The following is a 26,675-nucleotide window of genomic DNA, read 5'->3' as shown; positions in this document are numbered from 1 at the left end:
ACCGGTCAGCGCCTTACCTGATTGAAGTTGTTCTAATGCTTTATTAAAGTCGAATTCTTGAGTCATAGGTCATTCCTGTTTTTAACAGTTTACTGAAATGACACAGATTTCTAAACACTACCATCTCGCATCATTTAAAGCCTTATCCAGCTTGGAAAACTCGCCGTTTTTTGAAAGCTCAGCTTTAGCATTTGCCCCTGAAATGGCTTTTTCAGAAGCTCTTGATGAATCTCTTATCGAAATAGATGCGGAAGTAAGTGAAGAAATATCATTAGTAACAGACTTTAATGCTCTCTCGGAAAAAACAAAGATCATTTTAATTTACTTATACCACACTTACTTTCTGCCTGTTTTTTTGAGTTGTCTGTCTGCTTATATAATGACAAATGCAATTGAAGCCAGAAAAGAGGCTGTTGCTATAACCACGCCGTCAGAGGCTAAAGCTTTTGTTAAAGGGCCAAATGAAAATTTCGATCGTGCTGCTCTAAAAGGATTTCGTGTTATAACTGCCAACACCCTGAACTTTAGAGAAAGTCCGGGAATGAAATCTCAAATCATTACAACTCTACCGGTTGGAACATTGGTCGAAGTTATTGATAATTCGGAACGGTCATGGCTTCAAGTTGAGGTTGAAATTGACGGTAATCTTGAGCAGGGTTGGATCTCTAGACGTTACACAGCTTACTTTAAATAAATCTAACAGTGTAAAGGGGTAACAATTGGTAGTGTAAAGGGGTACGGTTACTAGACAAAGAATTAAAGGAAAAACTCAACTCAGATTTTGGTTTAGAACATTAAATATCGTGTCGATTGGGATATTTACAATTCCATTTTTTCAAAAGCAATAGTAAACAGGGCACCTACTCCATTCTCATTATTGGCCAAAGAATACCGACAGTCATGCAAAACCAGCACTTCGTGAATGAGCATTAGGCCGACGCCTTGCCCGGAGTCTTTAGTCGTAAAAAATGGCGTGAAGAGATGGGGTTTAACGTCGTCATCAATTCCAGGGCCGGTGTCTGAAATTTTCAACGTGATTGCTCCTTTTTCTAATGAAAGGTTTACTTTGATAACCCCTGTGTGTTCTATCGCTTCCATTGCATTTTTAAGGATATTCACCAATGCTCGTTCAATTAAATGCGCATCGGCTAATATCATGGTATCAGCTTCAATACTTTGCTCGATTTGAATGTCCCGTTTATTGCACTCAGCATAAAAAAGCGTGCAAAGGTTTTGTAACAACAGGCTTAAGTTTAACCGAGCTTTTACTGGCTTGGGAAGCTTAACAACATCAGCATACGCACGCATAAAATGATTCAATTTTTGCGAGCGTTCTATAACCACATTCAATGCGTTGGTATAGTCTTCTCTATTTTCCTGATCGATTTGTTCTTTGTATGTTAAACAGCTTTCGAGTAGTGAGTTAGTGCTGGCAATGGTGTTATTCACTTCGTGCGACATTAATCGAATTAATTTTTCATAAGCCAGTTTTTGTGATTGCAAAATATCGTGAGTCATTTCGTGCAGCATAAAAAAGGAGCGATGAAAGCCGCGATCGTTAATACGATAATGACCGATTTTCATGCGGTGTCCATCTTGAGTGACAACCAGCTGTTGTTCTCCGGCTGGAACTTCTCGAAGCAGTTTTAATTTATGCGGTTCTAACTTCTTTAAAGGTTGATCTTGTACTTCTTGGATTTTTACCGATAGTAACTGCTCGGCTGCGGGATTCATCTGGTTCAGTCGTTCATCGTAGTCTAACAATACTACACCAACGGGTGATTCAGACATGAGTTTTTCAAAAACACCTCGACGTTCTCCAATTTGCAATCGCTCTTGATATAAACGTTGTAACATTTGATTAAATTGCTTTATGAGTTGGTCCAATTCCGGTTGATTTAACTTGCTAAAGCGCGCATTAAACTCTTGTTCGTTCAATAAGCTGGAAAAAGTGTCGATGTAATCCAATGGTTGCAAGCTTTTTCGTATCAACCCAATAAAGGTAAAAAAGCTGGCGACTAATACCAGTTCCAACAAGAGCAATTTAGCGCCGAGCTCCGCATGAAAGCTGATCACCACCGCGAACAAAGCTAGGTGTAACAGGCAACTGATTAAAATTAACCGGGTTTTAAGACTCACACATGAATTCCGTATTTTTCCAAACGTCGATAAAGTGCTGCGCGACTGAGGCCCAGTGCATTGGCGACACGCGTAATATTATTGTCGTAAGCGGCCAGTGCTTTTTCAATCATTAGTTTTTCCATTTCTTCTAACGTCATGGTACCGATGGGTAATTCTTGTGAATTGAAAACGTGGTCGTCGGATGTTTTTTCCGAAGCTTGTGGTTGAAAGTGTGCGAGCGTTAAATGCTGTTTGCCTGACATCAATACTGAACGTTCAAGTGTTTGTGCGAGCTCTCGAATGTTTCCGGGCCAGGGTTGTTGTTCCAGCCAATTAATGGTGGTTTCATCAATGGTTAAATTCGACAATCCGTAAAGTTGCTCAACGCGTTTTAATTGATACTCTATTAATAAGCGAATATCGCCACGTCTTTCTCTTAATGGCGGTAACTCAAGGGTGATAAGGTTTAATCGATACAAAAGATCCTCCCTGAAGCTGCCATCTTGAACCATGGCTGATAGATCTCTATTGGTCGCAGAGACAACGCGCACATTCGTTTTACGCGTATGCGAGGAGCCAACGGCCTGAAAACTTTGATCTTGCAATACACGCAAAAGTTTTACTTGAGAAGACGGATCCAGATCGCCAATTTCATCCAGAAAAATGGTGCCGTTATCCGCCAGTTCAAAACGACCTTTACGATCTTGCTTGGCGTCGGTAAAGGCACCTCTTACGTGACCAAACATTTCACTTTCAAACAAGGCGGCATTCATCCCACCCAGGTTTACTTTAACAAAAGTATTATCTTTTCGTTTTGAGTTTTGGTGAATGGCATCGGCAATCAGTTCCTTACCCGTTCCACTTTCGCCAAGAATTAAAACCGACGCATCGGTAGCCGCAACACGAGCAATTGTTGTGAGTGTTTGTAATACTTTAGGATCATTACCGATGATGGAGGAAAATTGGTAACTCTTGTCAAGCTGTTGTCGATCCAGGCGTTGTTTTGATGAGGGTTGATTCAGCTCTAGCGTAGTTTCGACGATTCGTAAGAGTTGTTGGTTGTCCCAGGGTTTGGTCAGAAAATCAGCGGCGCCGTATTTCATGCCATTAACTGCGAGTTCAATAGAACCCCATGCTGTGATTAAAATGACAGGAACGGCGGGATAATTCGATTTAATCTGTTGCAACAGCGCCATGCCTTCTTCACCACTGGTGTTACGGGAAAAGTTCATGTCTTGCAATATCAAATCGACCGGATGTTCATTTAATAACGTTAACGCTTCAGATGGATTCGCCGCTTTTAACGAGCGAAATCCCTGTTGTTTTAACAACAGGGCGAGCGATGTGGTGACGGAAGGATCGTCGTCAACAATTAAAATGGTTTGATCGGGTTTACTTGTCAAAATGATTCGCTCTAATAATTATTCATAATGTAACGCAGTTGCTGGTGTATAAGTGGTTGCAATTTTTCCCGGATAGTAAGCACAGCCAATGGCAAGAAGCAACATTATCAGCAAAGACAATAACATAGCGAATAAAAAAAGCGGCCAGCTCAGTTCGGGAAAAATACCTAGCATAGGTACTTGTATTAAAATCACAGTCGCCACTGCCACGCCCATAAAGCAGATAATGACTAATTCGGAAATTATCTGACGATGCACTGAGGCCGCCGTTGCGCCAAGTGCTCTGCGTAAACCGATCTCCTGCGTACGTCGGGTTACATTTTGCCATAAAACACCGAACAACCCCAGAGCAACCATGACGAGCAAAAAACAGGCAACAATTGAAAACACAATCATCGGCTGAATATTGGTGGAAAGTTGTGACTTACGGCTGTGCGCCCAGCTTTGTATGTAGTAATCCCATTGTGGTGCTAACTGCTTTAGCCGTTTACTTAACTTAGGTTCAAACGAGAGTGGTGTGCCCGGCTTAAGTTTGAGGTGGATCGCGCCCATATTTTGGATTTCATCCTGATCCAAATCGTACCGGAAAAAAACATAAGGGATCAATTCGGATAATTCACCCATTTGACGAAAATCCTCAAATACCCCAACAATCCGTTGCTCGGTTTGAGGTTCTTCATTATTACCGGTTTCGGCAATGTTTTTTCCTAACACATTCTGGCCGGGATAATACCTATCAACAAACTTTTGGTTTACGATTACCGCTTGATAATTCTGCCCGGAATCCTGAGGTCCAAACCATCGGCCTTGCAGCAGTTTCATGTTGAAAGTTTCGGCTGCACCGTCACCCAGACTGTTGCTGTTGAAATACACTTTTTGATCGTCGACCGTTCGTGAGGTGGTCCAGCTCCAATTGGTGAAGGCTGGTAACTTCATTTGTCGCACGGCATCTACTTCGGGGAGTTGTTCTAATGAATTAATAATTTGTTTGACGGTTTCCTTGTCTTTGCTTTCGTCCCACGGAGCGGGGTTTTGAATTAGAAGCCACCACATGTTTTGATAGTCGAACCCAAGAGGTTGATTGTAAAGGTAAATGGCGCGCAAACTGATCACGGCGAGAACAAAAAGAACGGCAAAGGCTATGGCGATTTCCACGATGATCAAACTGTTTGCTTTTTTTCGCTTCCACATCAGTTTCAACAAATGGTTTAGCATGATCAGTTACCTCCTTTAAGTGCTACTACGGGATTCATCCGCGACATTTTTAATGCGGGATAAGTGCCGGAAAGTAAGCTGAAAATGGCAATCATTAATAAACTGGTAAAAAACACGCCGCTATTAAACTCAAATTGAGCATAAGGAATGAAGCCGGTGGACTCCAATACATCGAGCAAAAAAACACTAAGTAACATACTAACTATTCCGCCGATAAGTGTAAGCAACAAATTTTCCACGATAAATTGACCCACCAGTTGATGAGACGAAGCGCCGTAAGCTTTTCGTACGCCAATTTCCGATGCACGTTCGTAAATTCGACTGACATTCAAGTTGATCAAGTTGATACTGGGCAACGCCATAAAGAGTAAAGTGAGCAACATCAAAATCAATACCAGCCACTCCACGCCACTGTCGTAGCTGTATTCCAGATCTCGTGCAAACACCTCACGTGAGATACTGGCCAATTTGCCATAAGCACCACCATAGGCTTCAGCTAAACCTTTGTCGTTTGGCAGTACGACATCGTGCTCGAGCAAATGGGCATACTCCTGCTCAATTTGACTCAGCATTTTCGGGTTCGAATGGTATAAAATTGCCAGCCAGTTTCCACCGATTTCTTGTTGATAGGCGGTGGACGGTTGCGTGGTGTAAGGCAACCAAGCATTCGAAAATGCAATGGATTCGTTTAACGATACATCTTGTACTACACCGATGATCTTGTAGTGTTGCTCATTAAACTCGATCGATTGTCCGATGGGCGAACGACCAGGATAAAGTTGTTTGGCAAAAGAGTGATTGAGTACGGCGACAAACTGACCGGACTCTAATTCACCTCGATTAAAAGCGCGCCCTTCAATAAACTGAAAGTCCAAAATATCCCAATAGTTCGCGTCGGTGTAGCGTATTTGAAATTCGATGGCGGGTTGTTGCTCGTATTTTTTTACCCTGGTATTGCTGGTAGCAATGGCCATTTTTTCGGGCGTTTTCAATCGAAAGATATTGTCTTTAATAAACTTATAGCCAAGCTGACTGGACTCTGTATGAGAGTGTTCTTTATTCGTTAAAACTAATTTTTCAATCACTCGGTATTGGTCGCTCGTCTTTTCCGGGCCCGAAGGATACAAAAAGCTGTACAGTATGGTTACCGCAATCATGATGATAGTGAGTGTCAGGCTTATCCCGAATAAATTAATGAGGGTAAAAAACTTTCGCCTTAGAAAGACTTTCCAGGCAGTTAGAATATAGTTGTTTAGCATAGGTAGATTCTGCCTTAATCAATGAACCAGTTGACCATCGAACACACGAATGGTGCGTTCGGTCCGTTTTGCCATGGCTTCATCGTGCGTCACCATAACAATGGTCGTGTTGTCGTTTTGATGCAGGGACTCCAACAGTTGCATGATTTCATCGCCCATATGGCTGTCGAGGTTCCCGGTGGGTTCATCTGCCAATAACAGGTCGGGTTTACCAACAATGGCACGCGCTATGGCAACGCGTTGTTGCTGACCACCGGAAAGCTGAGTTGGGTAATGATCGAGTCGCGCTTTCAGACCGACTTTTTCTAATGCGGATTGCGCTAGCTCTCGTCTTTGTTTTGCCGAAATTTTCCGATAAAGTAACGGTAACTCGACGTTATCGATCACTCGCAAATCCGAAACCAGATGAAAATTTTGAAAAATAAAGCCAATGTTTTTATTTCGTAATTTGGCAATGTGTTTATCACGATAAGAGGTAATCACTTGTCCATTAAATTCAATATGACCTCCGCAAGGTTGATCGAGCAACCCCATCATATTCAGCAAGGTACTTTTTCCACAGCCCGATGGTCCCATAATGGAAACGAACTCACCCTTGTTGATGTGCAAATCAATTTCTGACAAGGCCAGAGTTTCGATTTTGTCGGTTAAATAGGTTTTACTGATGTTCTTTAAAGTAATCATTGGTACGCCTTTATTGAATGCTGAATTGTTCTAAATGCAAATAATCGCTGACATCGGAAATAATAATTTCATCGCCCGGTTCCAGCCCGGAAATTACCTGAAAGTGTTCTGCCGCGCTTAAACCAAATTTTGCTTGCGTTTTAACTGCGACGTCGTTTTTAACCACAAACACCGGATGAACTCCGCTGCCATTAATAAATGGACCTTTTGACAAGGTGTACACCTGATTGGCGGTTGAGGTAATGAGTTGCACATCGACGCGCAGGTTATTCGCGAGTATTGGATTGTTGGATTGCTCAAGAGTTAACAACAGATTCATTACGCCGTTATTGATAGTTGGGTTTAATGAATCCAGCTGTGCGGCTAAACGATGATCCTGATAAATCACTTCGGCATGCATTCCTGGCTTTAATTGCGATGCGTAAAAGTCGGACAGTGTCGCTTTGATACGAAACTGGGAAGCGTCGGCAATTTTTGCCAAGGGCTCACGTGCGGTAATACTAGCGCCGACTTGATCGTTTACCCAGGTTACTACACCACTGCGGGTTGCAACCACATGGGTTGCATTAAGCAAACGCTGTTGTTCTCGCAAGTCTTTTTCGAGCAGTGCTTTTTCTAATGCTAATGAAGTCATTTCAGCTTCGCTTGCGGCTTGTTGGTCCGTGATTGATTGCTCGATTTGCTGCAATTCAATTTTTGTTCGTTTAACGTTGAGTTGAGCTTCTAATAAATCCTGCTGCGAGATGGCGCCAATTTCGGTGAGTTGTTGTAATCGACTGACGCGTGCGTTGCGACTGGCGAGGTCGACTTCTAACAACGCACTGCGGCTTCGTAAATTGTTTATGGCCTGTTCGAGTTTTAGGCGGGCGGCTTTTTGTTGTGTATCTTTCAGCGCAATGCGTTCGTTCAATCGTTCAATGGCCAGTTCTACTGCCTGGCGATCGAGTTGTAGCAACAGGTCGCCTGAGTTAACGCTTTGTCCGGGTCGTACGGCGACGCTGAGAATCTGGCTGTCGATTTCACTGTTAATGGATTCTTCGTATTTGGGAACGACTACGCCTCCGGCAGAGATACTGGCTTTAAGATCGCCGAGTTCCACTTTTGCGGTTCGAATGTTTGATCGACTCACATGTGGTGTGAATACCCAGCGCACTGAAAAAAGAATGATCGCGATGATGATTAGCATTGATACTGCGTGTAACCAAAACTTTCTTTTTTGCTGGATTCGGTTTGTCTGTGATAAGGGGCGATCCACGATTCTTCCCAACTTAATTTTTTGATCTATCAATGCATTGTGTATTACAGGAAGCGTGCCAATTTAACGAGAAGGATAAAATAACTTAAAGAACAACAGGTTAGTCTTGCCAGGTTAAAATATGATCATTTACTATCTGTTCGAAAATGAACAGTTATCAATTTACTGCGTTTGATTAAGTGTTCGCTACTGAACACTTCGGAGATCGACTAAAGTTTAATGTGAGCCAAATTAAAAGGAAGCTATTATGCTATACCTTACCGACGCGATTTGCCAAAAACATGAAATGGGTAGTGGTCACCCAGAGTGCCCGGCGCGGCTTAGCAGTATTGAAAGTCAATTGAAAGCATCGGGCCTATGGCAGCAATTAATTCATTTGCCACCCGAGCCCGCAACGGCGGAACAGCTGCAGTTAGCGCATAATCATGATTACATACAGCAAGTGTTCGACAGCTCTCCGAAAGAGGGTTACTTCATGCTCGATGCCGATACACAAATGAATGCCCATTCGTTACAAGCAGCGCGACTGGCAACCGGAGCAGGCATTACCGCGATGGATCATATTTTTAATCAACAAGTACATAATAAAGCCTTTTGTGCGGTTCGGCCGCCGGGCCATCATGCGGAACATGATCGGGCTATGGGTTTTTGCTTGTTCAATAGTATTGCGATAGCTGCTCTCTATGCAATTCACACTTATGATTTACAACGAGTCGCAATTGTCGACTTTGATGTGCATCATGGTAACGGTACGGAAGATATTGTCGCGGGAAACGAAAACATTTTGTTTATTTCAACGTTTCAATACCCTTTGTATCCTGGCTCTGGAGTACCCGCATCGGCCGATAATATTTTAAATTATCCGTTAAATGTTTTTACGGCTAGTGAGGAAATACGTGCGCTTTGGCAATCACAAATTATTCCGCAATTGCAAAGTTACCAACCACAACTGGTTTTGGTATCTGCGGGGTTTGATGCGCATCAGGAGGATCCTTTAGCGCAGCTGAACTTTCAAGACGATGACTTTCGATATTTTGGAGCTGAATTAAGCCATATTGCGAATCAATTTTCTCAAGGACGTATGATTGCATTACTTGAAGGCGGCTATAATCTCTCCGCACTAGCACGCAGCGTTAATGCATTTATTGGTGCTTGTTTAGAGTCGTAAGTTAAGTGGTAACCGAAATTAATGAGCAAAAAGCGTACAGGCAATGGAAGTGTTTCGCGATTAAGTGCACCTAAAGTGTGCATTGTTATAGGAATTGGGTGTTAACTGGGTCACAAATAACGCGTTGTTTATTCCAAAGCGAGTTTATTATTTAAAATTCTTTGAAAGCGACTCTACTTTGCCATAGAATCGCGAGTTCAAATAGTCTCACAATTTAATTTTGTTTTAGGGATGAGTCGACTCGATTCAGTTTGAAAGGATTTTTTAGTTTCAGTCAATCATTCCCTGCATAAAGATTAAGCATACAGTCAATATTTTTGGGGAATATTATGTCGCGCTTTCTAGTCGTAGGATTATTTCTGTTTGTTCAAACCATCGCTTTGGCCACTGAGTCGAGTAACACTCCTCCAGTAGCTCACGATGCCACTTTTCAATTGCCTAATAACAAAACGTTTGTTTTATATTTGCAGGCCACCGACAACGAGCAAACCGACTTGTCTTACGGTATTCGCTCGCAACCTCAACACGGCAAACTCACGGGTGCGGGTAATAAACGTTATTACACCCCAAATGAGGGTTTTGTAGGCAGCGACCGTTTTACTTTTCGGGCGGCTGACGGCAGTTATAATTCCAACGAAGCAACCGTCACTTTGGATGTAACAGAACCATCAAGTTCCGGTAGCAACCAACCACCTTACGCTTACAGTGCGTCTTACGAAACGGCGAGTCATGAAACCCTGGCCATTACATTGGTCGCTGTGGACAATGAGCAAAATAACTTATCTTATTCTTTGATGTCTTCACCCCAACACGGTTCGTTAAGCGGTTGGGGGAATCAACTTTATTATACGCCTAATAACGCTTATACCGGCAGTGACAGTTTTACTTTTGTCGCCGCTGATGGCGAATACAATTCCAACATAGCAACCATTTCGATTGAAGTGATTGATGGTAATGGTGCGCCGATTATTTACAGCGAACCGGAAACGCTTGTTTATTTAGGACAAAGCTTTCAATACGAAATTTTGGCGCAAGACCCCGATACTGGCGATGTATTGACTTACAGCTTAACGCAAGCACCAGCAGGAATGAGCATTGATGCCAGTTCAGGTGTAGTGAACTGGACGCCAATCGAGTCTCAGTTGGGTTACCACGACATTACGGTTAAAGTCACCGACTCAACAGGACTTTTCGCAAAACAAGATTTTTCTTTACGGGTGAAATCCAGCAACCAACCGCCGGTAGCCGAAGATGATGCTGTCAGTACTTTAGAAAATCAGCCGGTTAATATTACTCTTTTTGCAACCGATCCCGATGGTAATGATTTATCCTACTCGTTGATGAGTGCGCCACAAAACGGCACGATCACCGGTGGTGGCAATCAACGAGTGTACACACCCAACCCAGATTTTGTTGGCATTGACAGTTTTACTTTTCGCGCCGCGGATGGAATGTACAACTCCAACAAGGCCACCATCACCATTACTGTGAACGACGATGGTGTGAATCCTCCCAATATCATCAGCACTCCCGTTTTAATCGCAACAGAAAATGAAGGTTATCATTACGATGTTGATGCGACCGATCCCGATACAGATGATGTATTAAGTTACAGCTTAACTACCGCACCAGCGGGCGCCGTGATCGATAGCAGCTCGGGCATGATCAACTGGACGCCCAACAGCCAACAAATTGGCAGCAATGCGTTTACTGTTGTGGTTACTGATTCAAGTGGATTAACCGACAATCAAAGTTTTAACGTTACAGTAACCTCGCAAAATACAGCGCCAATTGCTCAAAACATTCAATTGCAAACCAATGAACAAACGCCCGTCACGATCACCTTATCGGCAAATGATAACGAAAATGATCCGTTAACGTTTACGCTGCTAACCCAACCGCAAAATGGTGTATTGAGTGGCAGTAGTAATCAGTGGCAATACGTTGCCAACGCTGGTTTTGTTGGCAGCGATCAATTCGACTATCAAGTAAACGACGGCGCGCTGGACTCTAATGTGGCAACGGTTACGATCGAAGTGTTGGAGGTGAATCGACCCCCAGTGATCACCACCATTCCGAGTTTACCTGCGACAGAACAAAACAATTATCTTTATGACGTAGACGCCTCCGATCCAAACGTGGGTGATGTCTTAACCTATTCACTCTTGTCTTCACCCGATGGGGCAATGATAGACGCTGACAGTGGTGAGTTACAGTGGACGCCTGACTCATCGTGGGTCGGTCACAACACGCAAGACAACGCTTACTGTGCCGTTTCGCAAATTATAGATGGTGAGCAAACACCGGTTGCTGATGTCACTGTGGTGATTGACGAATCGGGATCTATGAGTGGTGAGCACGGCTGGATCGCTGAACTGATTCCATTATTGGATGCGCATTTGCGTTCCAATAATATTGGTGATTCGCAATCGATTAACCACTTTGGTTTGGTGGGTTACGGCAATAATCGTGTCGTACCTCGCCAGGTAGATGTTGGTGGAGAAGGCATTGCATTTGGTAGTTCGCAGCAGTTTGTGAACGCTGCTTCGCAACTACGAACCAGTGGCGGCACCGAAGACGGATGGGCGGGATTGAACTTCGCACTGGGTTATCCGTTACGTGAAAACTCTTCGCGTAACATGATTCTTGTTACCGATGAAGATCGAGACAACACCGATCCTAACATTACTTATGAGTCACTCAGAGACAGTTTGATTGCCAACAACATCATATTAAACGTTGTGGTGAATGCGCGTTTTCAATGCGGTGATGGTACTAACGCTTTAGGTTTGGGACCAAACGGTATCGGTTTTGTCGCGGATGGACGTGGCGGGTTTACAACCTGTCAAAATACGGTAGTAACTTCTGACAGCGGTACCACGCGTGAAAATTATATTGAACTTGCGCTAGAACTTGGTGGAGCCGCTTGGGATTTAAATGTTTTACGTAGTGGTGGTGTTGCGGCACTGAGCTTCTCTGACGCATTTATCGACATAAAAGTTCAGGAAATTAAGCGACAATTTGAAGCGATACCTCAAGCCGATGTCGTGGTTGCTGATGTTTCTGTCATTGAAGGACAACTGTCAGTTACGGTAAAAAATCGAGGATTGATTGCTATTGATTCAGCGGTATCTGTTACTGTGAATGATGGGACGACAACCATTGCCAACTTCACGGTTCCTGCATTAGCAACCGGTGAAGCCGTTACCTTAACTCAAGCATTAACGCAACCCATTAACCAAACATTATCAGCCTCTGCTTTTATTGATGATTCACAGATCGTCGAATGTGTTGCCGATAATAATGCGCTTTCGGCGGCCGTATTTAATGCGCAAGTAATCGATGAAGGAGGGCTAACCGATCAGCAGCAGTTTGCCATTTCAGTAATCGATGTTAATCAGGCGCCACAAATGGAACCCATTTCTGGAACCGTTGCATCGGTTGGCGCTTTGTTTTCTTATCGTGTTCAGGCGCAAGATCCCGACCGAGGCGACGGCTTACGTTATGAGTTGGTTTCTGCGCCTTTGGGAATGACAATAGATTCTATCAGCGGTTGGATAAACTTCCGTCCCACCGTTGATCAACTGGGTAATCATTCGGTTAGTGTTCGCGTTACCGATTTAGGCGGGTTGAGTGATTCGCAATCATTCGATGTATTGGTGAACGGATCTTATCTGGCGCCACACTTTGTTTCCGATCCGGTGATACGTGCCATACAGGAAACCAGTTACCTTTATCAAACCCAAGTGGATGGCGATCCTTCTGCAACGCTAGGCTATCGATTATTTGCAGGACCAGAAGGTTTGGCGATTGATGCCAACACAGGTGTGGTTACCTGGGAAGTACCGGCCAATTATCGCGGTCAACGCGAACAGGTGATTCTTCAAGTTCACGATCAAAACGGTAATTACGATATTCAGTCGTACATTATCATTGGCGATCAAGCGCCAACGGCACCCGTAATCAATCAACAAAACCTGCCTCACGGTGAGTTAGGCCGTAATTACAATCGCAGATTAAGCGCGTCGGATCTGAACATAGTCGACGGTCAAACTTGGGAAATGGAAGCAGGCCCTGTAGGCTCGACATTAGATCCGGATTCCGCACAATTTCGTTGGCCGGCCAATACGGAAGTGCCTGGCACCTTACCCCACTTCGACTCGCAATGTTATGCCGAAAATACCGCCTTCGACAATTTACGGTTGGTGACTAAGTGGCACAGTCTTGGAGCTCGAATTGTTTCGCCTTTAGTTGGCCCTTTATTTGACTCGAATGCAGACGGTCAGCTCGATAATAATGACCGAAAATACATAATCGGTGTTAACAGCAATCGTTATGTCATTGCGCTTGATGCGACCCATGGTAAAGAGTTGTGGCGACGTACTAATGTGAATGCACATCGCAGTAACTATCCAGCGTTAGTGAATCTGGACGGTGATTCAACCGCTGAATTTGTATTTATTGATGAGACTACTCGACAGCTGGTTGCACTTAACTCCGATGGAACAACTCGATGGACCAGTACAGAACAAGTTACGGATGGAGGCTACAATTACAATGCCGTTTATCCTGCTGATATCAATAACGATGGAACACCGGAGTTGTTGTTTGGCCCATCGGTGTTTGACGCGAATGGTAACTTGTTATGGCAGTTTCCATTGGCTTCACAAACGTTCAATCAAGCGCCTTATGGTATGTCATACGCCGTTGACTTAAATGGCGATGGATTGAAAGAAGTTATTTATTACAATCAGGTACGCGATTCACAAGGCAATTTAATTTTTGAAATTCCTGCCAATACTTCACGTGTTACTCGATACAGTTATTTTGCGGCAGCCAATTTTGATTCGGATCCAGAGTTGGAGTTGGTTGTTAATGAGCGAAGTAATCGTGGTTATTCTTTAAAGCTAATCGATCATGATGGCAGTCTGATCTGGGACATCAACACTCACCGAATTGGCAAAGTGATTGTTGCAGACTTTAACAATGATGGTACTCCGGAAATCTATTCACCCTCTGGTAATGCGCTTTATGATGCGGGCGGCAATCAAATTTGGAGTAACGGTTCGCCAGCGTCGTTTGTCGGTGCAAATGTATTTGATATTGATGCCGATGGTGAGCTTGATATTTTACGATACCGCTCAAACTTTATCGAAATTTACAATGGAATTACCGGTAAGTTAAGTAAGCAGATCCATTATGTCACACCCGGACAAACACTTCAGTCGGCACCGGTGTTTGTGGATTTGGACAATGATGGACAAGGTGAATTACTGGCGGGTTCCACAAGTTACGTGAGTGTTTTTGAATTACCCAACGCAATTGATTTGAGCGTTAATAAAAACTACGCGTACCTTAATCAATCGCTGAATGATGTCAATGCGGATTTAACGCTGGCGCAAAATGTATCTTCTTTGCAAGGTCATAACAGCGGTGTTGCGTCCAGTCCGCAAACTTCGGGTCGATTGGCTGATTTAAGTATTAATTACGTAAAGGCTTATCCAACCGGATCGCAATGGCGAATTAATGCGGTATTGTCAAATCGTGGAACGGAAGTCGTTCCTGCTGGTAGCGTGCTTGAGTTTTTCCGAAACGATCATACAGACTCTGCCAATAAAATTGGCGAAACGTTACTTAATGAAATCGGAATTGGGCAAAGCAGTTCTAACATTAACTTTGATGTCAGTGATTATCAATTACTTGGTGATCGACTGTATGCGATTGTAACGCCACCAACGGGAGTAGCCGAATGTCGAACCAGCAATAATATTGCTACGGCCGAATCATTACTGGTAACCGTTACCGATCACGATAATTTATCCGATACCGAATTTTGGTCGCTTGGAGTAATAGAACGCTCCTTAAATCCTCGAGGAACGAATCCTTCTAATCAAACAGCAACCGTAGGGCAATTATTTCAGTACCAAGTGATCGCTGAAGATGATAATCGAGATCAAAACTTAGAGTATTATATCTATAACGGTCCATACGGTGTCTCTGTCGATTCTTATTCCGGACTATTAAGTTGGACACCGCAATCAGGACAGCAAGGCTTGCATACACTGCAAGTGCGTGTTTTCGATACGGCCGGCGCCGCAACTACCGTTTCTGTGCGAGTGAATGTTTCCGGTGGCGAAAATCAGGCTCCGGTGATCACTTCAACTGCGCCAACTGTTGCTGGGCAAGATCAAGCGTATCGTTATCAAGTTACTGCAAATGATCCCAATGGCGATTTGATTCGTTATTCACTGACCAGTGCACCTGCGGGAATGAGCATTCATCCATTTTCGGGTGAAATATCCTGGCAGCCAACACAAGCTGATTTCGGCACACACGAAATCACCGTTACCGCGACGGATGAGCCCGGCTTATCCGCACAGCAAACGTATAATCTCGTTGTACGTACCAACGAAGCACCGGTGATTACCTCCACGCCTAATGTAAGTGTTGATGCGGGGAACTTATACAGCTATCAAATAATGGCGAACGATGCGGATGGTGATGCAATCGATTATTCGTTAGTGAATGGTCCCGTGTCGATTGCTGTGGATAATGCAAGCGGTCTATTGCAGTGGCAAACCAGTGATGCTGATATCGGCGATCATACGATTAGCGTGCGAGCCACCGATGAATACGGTGCCTACAGTGAACAAACTTTTGGTGTTACGGTTAACGCGGTCGTTGTTGTTAATACACCACCACAAATCACTTCGACACCGCAATCCAATGCCATTGTCGATCAAGCTTATCTTTATAACGTTGTTGCCACCGATGCAGATGGTGATGCCTTAAGCTTCATACTCGACGCAGCGCCTACTGGCATGACGATTGATTCCGCAACGGGAGCAATCCAATGGACACCAGATAACACGCAAAACGGAACGCATTCTGTAACGATTGTTGTGAATGATGGTCGCGGTGGCGAAGCAACGCAATCTTATTCTGTGACGGTTTCTGATGGTACCAGCAGTAATACGTTACCAGAAATTCAAAGTCAGCCGACATTCGCTGCTCAAGTTGGCGAGCTTTATTCTTATCAAGTGACTGCTGTTGATGCAGATGGCGATGCGTTAACTTATTCATTAGAACAAGCGCCTCAAGGCATGAGCATCACAGGAGACGGATTAATTGAATGGACGCCTGCAACAGATGATACCGTAACCGTTCGCGTGCGAGTGGCTGATGCATTAGGTTATGTTGAACAAGGTTGGAACATCAGTGTTACAGATAACGTTCCAGAGCTGGCAGTCAATTTGCAAATTACACCGCAGTTTGTTGACGAAGGTGAAAGTGTCACAATCACGGTACAACCGGTAAATAATGATGGTGCTACAAATATTGAGTTAACCATCGATGGCAACCTGCAGTCACTCGATGCGAATAATCAGATCACCTTTACTACAGCAGGTGCTGGCGTGCATCAAGTTGTTGCTACGGTTACTGATCAATCCAATACGGTTGTCGAAAGTGGTTTCTTTAGCGTTAGTATTCCTGCGGATACAACGGCACCTGTGGTTTCGATTGCACAACCGTTGATTGATGGCGTTGTCACTGAACCTACCGATGTGATCGCAACCATTTTCGATGACAATATGGCAAGCTGGCGCTTGGTGTATAAAGAAAGTGGCAGCGCACCAACTGAGTTTGTTGTAATTTCTGAAGGGACAACGAATGTAACGGATCAAGTTATAGGTACATTCGATCCAACAGTGCTGCAAAATGGACAGTATGCCGTTATTCTTGAAGCCACTGATGTTAACGGATTAACCACACAGTCGAACGCTGTGGTTGCCGTTGAAGGTGATATGAAAGTAGGTAACTTCTCCATCACTTTCGAAGACGTCAACATTCCGGTTTCCGGTATTCCTATTATTGTTACGCGTACTTACGATACGCGACAAAAACATAAAAACCTCGACTTTGGCTATGGATGGAGTGTGGACTATCAAAATGTGCGCATTCACGAGTCACGGACCATTGGTTTAGGTTGGGCACTGAACGAATATCGCGAAGGCTTCTTCAGTCGCTGGTGTGTAGAACCAAATGGAGATCCGATTGTTACCATCACCTTACCGGATGGTCGTGTTGAGAAATTTAAAGCGCTAGCTAATCCGCATTGTCAGCAAATTGTACCGGCAATTGACGTTACAATTGCATTTGAAGCCTTACCAGGTACAACTTCGACGCTTACGCAAAATTCTTATGGTTTATTGCGAATTGCCGGAGGGGATTTGATTGACCTGGGTGATCCTGGTAATCCGGTGGATCCTGACTCTTATCAATTAACAACGGCAGACGGTTACATTTACGATCTGGATCAAGGCTTTAATGTTCGTAAAGTAACAGAACCCACAGGGCATTCATTAACTTTTACACGAGATGGTGTCACACACAGCGGCGGTAAAGGAATTACTTTTGTTCGCGATGTGGATGGCAATATCACAGGTATTGTTTTACCCGACGGTAACGAAATTCACTACGAATATGATGAGAATGGAAACCTGACAACTCATCGTGATGAGCTTGATGAAGCGACGACTTTTACTTACAACAACTCGCATGGATTACTCGATATTATTAATCCGCTTGGTGTTCGTGTTACTCGTAATGAATATGACGATGCGGGACGCTTGATCGCACAAATTGATCCCGACGGCAATCGTATGGAGTTCACTCACGATTTGGAAAATCGTCGTGAAGTGGTGCGTGACTTACGAGGTAATACCCTGGTTTATGTTTACGATGATCGAGGTAATGTAATCAGCGAAACCAATGGTGTCGGTGAAACAACTACACGTACTTACGATGCAAATCAAAATGTGTTGTCAGAAACCGATGCATTAGGTAATACCACCAGTTGGACTTACGATGCGCGTCGTAACAAGTTGACTGAAACCAATGCATTAGGGCAAGTCACTACTCGTACATTTAATAGTTTGAACAAGCAGTTAACTGAGCATGATGCTGATGGTAACTTGATCTTAAGCAATTCCTACAACGCGCAAGGACAATTGCTGACTTCTACCGATGCCATGGGTGTGCAAACGTCCATGGGATATCATTGGTTTACTCAAGAGCTTTCTCAATTAACCGATAGTTTGGGTAACCAACTGGTACTTGGGTATACCGGTGAAAACTTAACATCGAAAACCGACGCAAACGGTGTCCAAACCACTTACACCTACGACACCATGGGACGCAAGTTAACCGAAACCACAACGCGTACCGATGAAAGTGGTGTTGAGCAAACGTTAACGACAAGTTATGTATACGATGAGAAAGGACGTGTGATTCAAACGACTGATCCTCTTGGTAATGTCACTCGCTCTGAGTATAACGTATTCGACAAACAATCGGCTTACATAGATGAGTTAGGAAGACGGACCGAATACGTATATGACAATCGTGGTAATTTAACCCGAACTAATTATCCCGATGGAACATCGGAGTCGAAAGAGTATGATTTAGCGAATAACGTGGTTAAAGAAACGGATCGTTTAGGTCGTGTGACCACTTACACTTACGATGCGGCCAATCGTTTAGTGAGCACAACCTATCCGGATGCGACCACGACGACCAATGAGTATGATGCTGCCGGTCGTTTAGTGGCTAGAGTTGATCAACGTGGTAACCGAACAACTTACACACTCGATGCACTGGGGCGTCAAACCGCGGTAACGGATGCGCTAGGTAATGTAACGCAATTTACCTATAACAGTCGCGGAAATCGTGTCAGTATGACCGATGCACGTGGTAATACTTTCCAATACGTTTATGATCTCAATGGCCGATTAACCGACACGGTTTATCCGGATGGAACACGCACTACAATAGCTTACGACATTCGAGGACGTAAAATCAGCGAAACCGATCAAGCCGGTCGCATTACTCAGTTTGAGTATGACGGTAACGGAAACCTGACCAAAGTCATTGACGCGTTAAATCAAGAGACGGTTTACGATTACGACGAACAAAACAATAAGGTATCGCAAACCGACGCATTAGGACGCGTTACACTGTGGACCTATGACAATGGTGGACGTCAACTTTCTCGCGAATTACCGCTTGGTCAAACCGAAACTTTCGTTTATGACGCAGTGGGTAACCAAACGGCGCATATTGATTTTAATGGTGATGCTAAAACCTATACTTACGATGTTAACAATCAGTTAATACAAGTTACGTATAGTAAAGACGGTGTTATTGAAACTTTCTCTTATGATGCAGTGGGTAACCGACTGACCAGTACGCGAGGTACCGAGTCTTGGAGCTATCAATACGATTCGATGGATCGGTTGACACGCGAAACCAAGCCGAATGGAAACCGACTGGAGTATCAATACGATACTGCCGGAAATAAAACACAATTAACAAAAGTTATTTTCGGTACTAGTTCAACGGAAAGTTATACTTACGATGTGCTCAATCGATTGGCCTCAGTAACCGATAGTAACAATAACGTTACGACTTACAGTTATGACGCTGTCGGCAATCGCGCTTCTGTAACTTATCCGAGTGGTGTATCTCATAACTACAGTTATGACAGTTTAAATCGGCTAACTTTGTTAACCCATACTGACGTAGCTGCTAATGTATTGCAGTCTTTCACTTATACTTTGGATGCAAATGGAACTCGTACTCAAATTGTTGAACACAATGGTCGTACTTCTGCTTACACCTACGATTCGTTAAATCGCTTAACTCAGGAAATCATAACCGACTCGGTAAATGGAAATCGCACGACAGTTTTCGAATACGATGCAGTTGGTAATCGCACGGCAGAAACGGTTAACGGTGTTCGTAAAACGTTTACTTACGACGATAACGATCGTGTACTTACTAATGGCTCAATTACTTATACCTACGATGCCAATGGTAATACGCTGACCGAAACCGATGGCTCGTCTGTTAAAACTTTTACATACAATGGTAAAAGTAGAATAGCGACGTTTGATAGTGGCACTCAAGTTTTTAACTACCAATATAACCCGCAAGGTTTCCGTATTGGGCAAAGCTCTGCTGGGATTACTGCTGAGTATCTGTTGGACCTCAATCGACCGTTTTCACAAGTGCTTGCAGAAACCGATGGTGTGAGCGGTGTTAATAAGAGCTACGTATACGGTGATGACTTAATCAGTCAATCTGTTACAGGGCAATCTTATTACTTTATGTATGATGGGTTAGGGACTACTCGTGGTTTAACCGATATTAACGGAGCTCAAACTGACAGTTATACTTATGATGCATTTGGTCAGTTACTTTCACAATCTGGCACAACGAATAACAGTTATTTGTATGCTGGAGAGCAGTTTGATGATGGTTTAGCTCGTTATTATTTAAGAGCGAGATATTATGATGTTGGAATTGGACGATTTAATCGACAAGATGAGTTTCCGGGATGCCCGAAACGCCCTCAATGTTTAAATGATTATTCATATGCTGAAAATAACCCGGTTAACAATACAGATCCATCGGGACTATTTATTGGATTTGGATTTGGAGGTGGGTTTGTGAATATATCTTTCAGTCACTTCCAAGTTGCCTACCGTAGTCAGGCTTCGGCGAAACGAGCTTATAACACTTATAATGCGATTCGAAGAACTTTGTGCCGTACGGGTGACAGTATATCTGATTACATTAAACGCACATCTCATGGACATCACACCCATCCTAAGTATTTAGGAGGAGACCCCGATCAGCACTTGGTAATGATTGCTGATGTTTTACACAGGAGATTACATTCACTCGTTTATATACTACATCGTGTAAACGGTGTTCCTGTTCGGACAGGAAAGCAATTCTCTGGCCTCGATCCAAAAGATAAAAAGAGAGCGATAAGGTTATTGCTAAATACTACGCGAGCTTTTGATGCTGCATGTACAAAAGTAAAAGGCTACACTCCATTAACTCCACAGTTAAAACGCATCTTTGGAGGCGGTTAATGAAAGTAGCTCACCAACTCACTTATGCAAAAAAGTTAAAGGAGTTTGCAAAGGCTTACGGTAATGTAAGCCTTAAATTCGACTGTTATTTTGATGGCGAAAATTGGTGTAATGGTTCGTTTGTATTTGAAGAACTATTTAAGCCTTTAATTAGAGCTTCAAGTAACATTAGTATTTTGGAATATGAAGAAAGTTGGTTGGAAAACGTTAGAAAAACAAGAAGACCAATATGGTCAAAAAAGCTCAGTAAATATGTAAGAAGTGCTGGTGAAGATTGGTATTTAAGTAAGGAGATAGTCTTAGATAAACTTATGGAACCTTTTTGGTTTGAGCCCAGAGTGCCAAATAGTGCTTTATTGAAAAAAGGAAGTAGAGAGTATCCAGGTACAATTTTACTTGAATTAAATCCAAGTAAAATTGATATTAATAAGTTAATTGAAAACACGGTTTTAATTTCTTCAATTGATAATTTATTTAGCTCAAAGAAAAGTAAATTTATGAATTCGGTTAACAAAAAGCCTACTAACGACTCTTTTTACTTACTTCATTCTGATATGGGCGCTTTTAATTTTGTTGGAAGCGAAAAAAGTTTATTTGGATTTATTGATATGCTAGTTCAATCTGCATCTTCTCAAAGTAAGATTGAATATTTATGTCCGAAAAGTTGGCTTTCATAAAATTAAGTTGAATACTAGCACTCGTATCGTATTTAAATTGAATAATTCCAAAAATTGGCTAATCTATTCTTCAACGAGTCATTACATCGAAGGATTAGCCGATGCTCAACCTAGCCACCAACCTCGAACGCACCGCGAAAATATTTCCCGACCAAACGGCCATTGTATTTGCCGATAAAAAATTGACTTACGCACAGCTTAACGCCATGGCAAACCAGGTGGCTAATGGTTTAATCGCTAAAGGTATTGAGCCGGGAGATCATGTGGCTTTGACCTGCCCCAATCTTCCTTATTTTCCCATCGTGTATTACGGCATATTAAAAGCCGGTGCGGTAGTGGTGCCAATTAACATTCTCTTAAAAAAGGATGAAATTGCTTATCACTTAAAAGATTCCGACGCGAAAGCTTACTTATGCTTTCAGGGAACACCCGACATTCCTATGGGCGAAATGGGGTATCAAGCGTATTACGATGTAGAAAGTTGCGAGCAGTTTTATCTCATTATGGCGGATCCAGCGGCACCAGCCAGTATTGAAGATTGTCAGACGCTTACTTCTCTTATGCAGGAGCAGTCAACGGAAGCCACAGCCATTGCCCGAAACGAAAATGATACGGCGGTGATTCTATACACTTCTGGTACTACCGGTCATCCTAAAGGTGCGGAGTTAACGCATTGTAATCTTGAGATGAATACGATGATCAGCCAGTCGCTAATGAATCTCACATCGAACGACACGCAATTGCTCACATTGCCTTTGTTTCACTCTTTCGGTCAGGTGGTGCAAATGAACAGCTCGGTACTAGTGGGAGCGACAATGGTGCTGCTTCCTCGGTTTGAGCCTAAAGCTGTATTTACGGCATTGGTCGAACATAAGGTCACTGTTTTTGCTGGTGTACCTACGATGTACATAGGTTTACTTCAATATCCAGAAGCAGAGCAGTTCGACTTAACGTCGATTAAAAATAATCTCAGGTTGGGTGTTTCTGGTGGTGCATCCATGCCGGTTTCCGTGATGGAGAAGTTCGAACAAAAATTTGATATTGCAATTTTGGAGGGGTACGGTTTGTCAGAATCTTCACCGGTAGCTTCGTTCAATTATCTCGACAGACCTCGTAAGGTAGGCAGTGTAGGCCAACCGGCTTATGGCACTGATATTCGTATTATGAATGGAGAAGGTAACTTTTGTAAAACCGGAGAAGAAGGTGAGGTGGTTATCCGTGGGCATAATATTATGAAAGGGTATTACAATCGTCCCGATGCGACGGACGATGCGATCATTGATGGCTGGTTTCACAGCGGTGATATTGGTAAGCAAGATGAAGACGGTAATCTATACATAGTTGATCGTCTAAAAGATATGATCATACGCGGTGGCTTTAATGTGTACCCTCGTGAAATTGAAGAGGTGATGATGACGCACCCGGCCATAGCACAAGTTGCAGTGGTTGGTGTGCCTCACGATACATTAGGCGAAGAAATAAAAGCCGTGGTGATGTTAAAACCGGAACAGGAAACTTCCGAGGAAGATATTAAAAGTTGGTGCGAGTCGAAAATGGCGAGTTATAAGTACCCACATATTGTTGAGGTTGTAGACTCACTGCCAATGACGGCCACTGGAAAAATTTTGAAACGGGAGCTGCGATAAACCGACGAAAACTTTTTTATAACAAATTTAAGATTTAGAAAGACGGTTGTAGAGAGCGGCTATTACAGAAGTAACACCGCTCAATGTTTTGATTAAAATAAAGAGGTTAATCGCTCTACTGTAAGCGTTTTAACAAATCCCGAATTTTAGCAACAATGGGTTGGGAACCTTCACTGTAATTTGAAAGTACCACCACGATATATCCGCTTTTTAAATACACATCGAGATTAGAGCTAATACCTTCGGTTCCACCGCTGTGACCAATGATCACATCATCGCCGGTATCAAAAACACCAAAGCCATAACCATAGTAAGGGGAGTGCCACTCTGGTTTCGAAGTTAATGCCTCATTCTTTAAGTTCTCATTAAGTAATCGATTATTGACTAACGCCAGTGAAAAGCGATGTAAATCACCCACAGTAGAAAAGCCACCGCCCGCTGGTCCGCCTTTAATCACGTGAGTAAAATAATTATTACGCCAACCGGTTTTTGCTTGCTCATCTTTCGTGTAGCCAATGGCCAAATTGGGTTCCGGTTGATCCATTTCGAAACTTCCAGAACTGCTCATCCCAGAAGGTTGGTAAATGTGTTTTTGAATGTAGTTGAAGTAGCTTTCACCACTCACACTTTCTATAACCGCCCCTAACAGCAGCATGCCAGTGTTGCTGTAGCGACTTTTTGTACCAGGCTCAAACTCCAAAACTGATTGTCGCACCAGAGGTTTAAAATCGTCGAGGTTTCGAAAACGTAACTTGGAGCTGTCGAAAAATAGCTCGTTAAAGTAGCTGCCTAAACCAGATGAGTGCGTCAGCAAGTGTTGAATTTCTATGCGTTTAGAAATCTCTTTCGGTAGCCAAGTTTCGCCAATGTATTGATCCAGCTTGTCGTCTAATTTAAGTTTTCCTTGTTCAACCAATTGTAAAATACTCAGCGACGTAAACATTTTATTCATGGAGCCCAAGTTAAACTTAGTATCCAATCGATTAGAAACGTTAAACCGCTTACTGGCTAATCCTACGGCTGACTGGTACAGCAACTTTTCATTTTTGGCGACCAATACAGCACCAGAAAAAACATCTTTATCCGCCATACGTTGTATATAGCCGTTGAGTTGTTCTTCAAATGATTTTTCATTCAGTGGGCTGGTCTCTGCCATTTCAATTGGTGCTCGAGCGCCGGAAAAGTCGAGTCCTACGATTTTGTGAGGTGCTTTTTCGTCTACCCAGAGGGTAATGCCTTGCCAAGACTCGGTTCGCTCTGCTTGTATAATAATCACCATTTCTGTTTTTGGAAGAGGATCATTGTAATCGCGAGAGGAGTAGAGCTTAAGCTTTCCGTATTGAGGCTTAATTCTTGCCAGGTAAGCGACGTGATCGGTGATTGAATACTGCTCCAAGAGTGTTTTACTAAAGTTGCCCTTTACAAATTTCTCAATCGATTTCTCTTCTCCGCTGTTAATCGCATCGATCAAAGGTAATACGTATTTGGTAGCAAGGTGTTCGGGTAGCACTCGGCTGTCTTTAAAATCTGCAAATACCTGAGTACCAATGCTAAGTAATGCTATTAATATGGCTTTTACGTTCAATATGTTCATTTATCATCCAACTCTATTTAACTGAAATATTTGGTGGAATTATAAAGGCAAGAGTCGTGCCCTAAATTCGAGTTCAAAAGCGGTTCAGTTTCTTTACATCAAGAAAGCTTCAATGCTAACTTGAAAAGCAGAGGAGAGCAGTATTTGCTGGAATTTTGAGACTAATCGCCGCGACAAACGTTTAAAACGAAACTCGTTTAACTTTAGGGTTATTTTTTGAGTCTGTTTCCGAAATGAGGAAATGCGCTTAACAAAATTCCCCAAATGAGGCACTGAGATGATCTGGCTACAACCGTTATGTATGGAATTCTCTATAATCAAGGTTAATTAAATACGTTAAATTGTGTAGAGATTTAAGTTCTGTTGACGTTGATTCTTAAATATCGAATTGTAAAAAGTCAGTTATGACTGAGGTGATTAACAGGTGAAATTAAACAAACCACTGTTTCTAATTTTTGTACTTATACTTACGGTTTAAATAAAGGCAGGCACTGAATTCAGCGCAATTTCTAGCGAACTAGAAGAAAAAAACTTTTCGGGAACAGCTTTAGTCGCTCATGGAGAGGAAATTATATACTCCAAATATTTTGGTTTTTCCAATAGAGAAAAAGGAATCGCTTTTAATGAACAAACTGTTTTTTATATTGGCTCAATTACAAAGCAATTTGTGGCTACGTCGATAATGAAGTTGTCTGAAGAGGGAAAGCTACTCGTACAGGAACCTTTGCGCTCCTTTTTTGATAACGTGCCAGACGATAAACAAAAAATTACCATACATCAACTTCTGACACATAAATCGGGACTGCCCGCAAACCTGTCTGGATATGGTCTTTATGACATTGTTCCTTATGCGAAATTGTCTGCTCTTGCGTTTGAAGAAGCTCTTCAGTCGAAACCAGGTGAAAAATATCAATATTCAAATGTTGGATATAGTTTATTAGCAAGAATCATAGAGCGAGTTACCGGAAAAAATTGGGAGCAATACGTCAATGAAGCTCTCCTAAAACCGTCGGGAATGGTTAATACCGGTTATCGTATACCTGTGTATGAACCTGAACAACTGGCCGTTAATTATGGAGCAGACCCTAACTTTTTTCAGAGAACTTTTTCAATTACTGCAAAAAGTGAAAGTGCTGGGCATTCGCTGAGTCATCTTTAGGAACAGCCTGGTGAACGGTGGATGGAGGGGGCTGGTGGCTTTATGTCCACTGTTTCCGATATGCATCGCTGGTATTTAACGCTTCGATCCAAATCCATTTTAAGTCGTGCTTCATGGAATTCAGTTCATAGTGCTTATGTTAAAGAAGGCAAAACCTCTCATTACGGATACGGATGGGCGATTACATCCAGTAATAGCGGTGACAAACTGGTGACTCATAACGGGTCTAATGGCTATTCATTTGCAGATTTTAAATATTATCCAGACGTCGATATCTTTGTGTTTGTTGCGACAAATGATATCGATAACTATCCCAGTGATGTATTTGACCAAATGAATGAATGGGTTATTAAACCCACAGCTGATCAACAAAATAAGAAGAGTACGAAAAAGTAGCAAACCCCGTAAAATATCTTAAGTTCAAAAGCTGATACTATGGAAGTGGAGAAGTTGAAATGAGGCGACTCAATTAATTGGTTTGTCAAGTAGGACGGATTATAAAGGCGATTTAAAAGACTTTGTTGGTGGTAAATATAATTCGACTGCGGTATT

Annotated in this window: 12 protein-coding genes and 1 pseudogene; 6 read left to right on the top strand and 7 right to left on the bottom strand. The window is 42.8% G+C overall.

Annotation, left to right across the window (positions count from 1 at the left end):
• Nucleotides 1–97 precede the first annotated feature (97 nt).
• On the top strand, nt 98–694 hold the full coding sequence (locus tag ACTUJY_RS15235) for an SH3 domain-containing protein (protein ID WP_463616971.1): 597 nt from the start codon (nt 98–100) through the stop codon (nt 692–694).
• Between the two features lie 125 nt (nt 695–819).
• On the opposite strand, the gene ACTUJY_RS15230 is transcribed toward ACTUJY_RS15235, so the two are convergent.
• The 6 genes from ACTUJY_RS15230 to ACTUJY_RS15205 are packed head-to-tail and all read right to left on the bottom strand — an operon-like array spanning nt 820 to nt 7,937.
• Nucleotides 820–2,139: a sensor histidine kinase gene (locus tag ACTUJY_RS15230; protein WP_463616970.1), complete on the bottom strand. Its 1,320-nt coding sequence runs from the start codon at nt 2,137–2,139 to the stop codon at nt 820–822.
• Nucleotides 2,136–3,524, bottom strand: coding sequence for a sigma-54-dependent transcriptional regulator (locus tag ACTUJY_RS15225; RefSeq protein ID WP_463616969.1), 1,389 nt, complete (start codon nt 3,522–3,524; stop codon nt 2,136–2,138). The genes ACTUJY_RS15230 and ACTUJY_RS15225 overlap by 4 nt, the downstream gene beginning before the upstream one ends.
• A gap of 18 nt (nt 3,525–3,542) precedes the next feature.
• Nucleotides 3,543–4,739 (bottom strand): ABC transporter permease, encoded by a 1,197-nt coding sequence (locus tag ACTUJY_RS15220; protein ID WP_463616968.1) that lies wholly within the window; start codon nt 4,737–4,739, stop codon nt 3,543–3,545.
• A gap of 2 nt (nt 4,740–4,741) precedes the next feature.
• The gene (locus tag ACTUJY_RS15215) at nt 4,742–5,998 is read right to left on the bottom strand and encodes an ABC transporter permease (protein ID WP_463616967.1); all 1,257 of its coding nucleotides are present in this window, start codon (nt 5,996–5,998) and stop codon (nt 4,742–4,744) included.
• Between the two features lie 18 nt (nt 5,999–6,016).
• Nucleotides 6,017–6,682, bottom strand: coding sequence for an ABC transporter ATP-binding protein (locus ACTUJY_RS15210; protein ID WP_463616966.1), 666 nt, complete (start codon nt 6,680–6,682; stop codon nt 6,017–6,019).
• A gap of 10 nt (nt 6,683–6,692) precedes the next feature.
• Entirely contained in the window at nt 6,693–7,937 is a 1,245-nt protein-coding gene (locus ACTUJY_RS15205; protein WP_463616965.1) for an efflux RND transporter periplasmic adaptor subunit, read from the bottom strand.
• A 247-nt stretch (nt 7,938–8,184) separates the two neighbouring features.
• Between ACTUJY_RS15205 and ACTUJY_RS15200 the strand changes: the two genes are divergently transcribed.
• From ACTUJY_RS15200 to ACTUJY_RS15185, 4 genes are all read left to right on the top strand, one after another.
• Entirely contained in the window at nt 8,185–9,105 is a 921-nt protein-coding gene (locus tag ACTUJY_RS15200; RefSeq protein ID WP_463616964.1) for a histone deacetylase family protein, read from the top strand.
• A 329-nt stretch (nt 9,106–9,434) separates the two neighbouring features.
• Entirely contained in the window at nt 9,435–21,047 is an 11,613-nt protein-coding gene (locus ACTUJY_RS15195) for an Ig-like domain-containing protein (protein ID WP_463616963.1), read from the top strand.
• The gene (locus tag ACTUJY_RS15190) at nt 21,047–21,724 is read left to right on the top strand and encodes a hypothetical protein (protein WP_463616962.1); all 678 of its coding nucleotides are present in this window, start codon (nt 21,047–21,049) and stop codon (nt 21,722–21,724) included. Before ACTUJY_RS15195 ends, ACTUJY_RS15190 begins: the two co-directional genes overlap by 1 nt.
• A gap of 101 nt (nt 21,725–21,825) precedes the next feature.
• Nucleotides 21,826–23,370 (top strand): long-chain-fatty-acid--CoA ligase, encoded by a 1,545-nt coding sequence (locus tag ACTUJY_RS15185; protein ID WP_463616961.1) that lies wholly within the window; start codon nt 21,826–21,828, stop codon nt 23,368–23,370.
• Between the two features lie 115 nt (nt 23,371–23,485).
• Here the strand turns inward: ACTUJY_RS15185 and ACTUJY_RS15180 are convergent, their stop codons facing one another.
• Nucleotides 23,486–24,964, bottom strand: coding sequence for a serine hydrolase domain-containing protein (locus ACTUJY_RS15180; protein WP_463616960.1), 1,479 nt, complete (start codon nt 24,962–24,964; stop codon nt 23,486–23,488).
• A 478-nt stretch (nt 24,965–25,442) separates the two neighbouring features.
• Between ACTUJY_RS15180 and ACTUJY_RS15175 the strand changes: the two are divergent.
• Nucleotides 25,443–26,519 (top strand): annotated as a pseudogene (locus ACTUJY_RS15175) (serine hydrolase domain-containing protein).
• Nucleotides 26,520–26,675: the final 156 nt, after the last annotated feature.

It is taken from the genome of Pleionea sp. WD8-19 (assembly GCF_055326765.1).
This window is presented reverse-complemented; position numbering and strand designations above follow the sequence as displayed.

What these genes read in the sequence shown, in the direction of transcription:
- ACTUJY_RS15210 (WP_463616966.1), bottom strand. Translation starts at nt 6,682, where the DNA reads ATGATTACTTTAAAGAACATCAGTAAAACCTATTTAACCGACAAAATC.
- ACTUJY_RS15185 (WP_463616961.1), top strand. Translation starts at nt 21,826, where the DNA reads ATGCTCAACCTAGCCACCAACCTCGAACGCACCGCGAAAATATTTCCC.
- ACTUJY_RS15215 (WP_463616967.1), bottom strand. Translation starts at nt 5,998, where the DNA reads ATGCTAAACAACTATATTCTAACTGCCTGGAAAGTCTTTCTAAGGCGA.
- ACTUJY_RS15190 (WP_463616962.1), top strand. Translation starts at nt 21,047, where the DNA reads ATGAAAGTAGCTCACCAACTCACTTATGCAAAAAAGTTAAAGGAGTTT.
- ACTUJY_RS15180 (WP_463616960.1), bottom strand. Translation starts at nt 24,964, where the DNA reads ATGAACATATTGAACGTAAAAGCCATATTAATAGCATTACTTAGCATT.
- ACTUJY_RS15200 (WP_463616964.1), top strand. Translation starts at nt 8,185, where the DNA reads ATGCTATACCTTACCGACGCGATTTGCCAAAAACATGAAATGGGTAGT.
- ACTUJY_RS15195 (WP_463616963.1), top strand. Translation starts at nt 9,435, where the DNA reads ATGTCGCGCTTTCTAGTCGTAGGATTATTTCTGTTTGTTCAAACCATC.
- ACTUJY_RS15220 (WP_463616968.1), bottom strand. Translation starts at nt 4,739, where the DNA reads ATGCTAAACCATTTGTTGAAACTGATGTGGAAGCGAAAAAAAGCAAAC.
- ACTUJY_RS15235 (WP_463616971.1), top strand. Translation starts at nt 98, where the DNA reads ATGACACAGATTTCTAAACACTACCATCTCGCATCATTTAAAGCCTTA.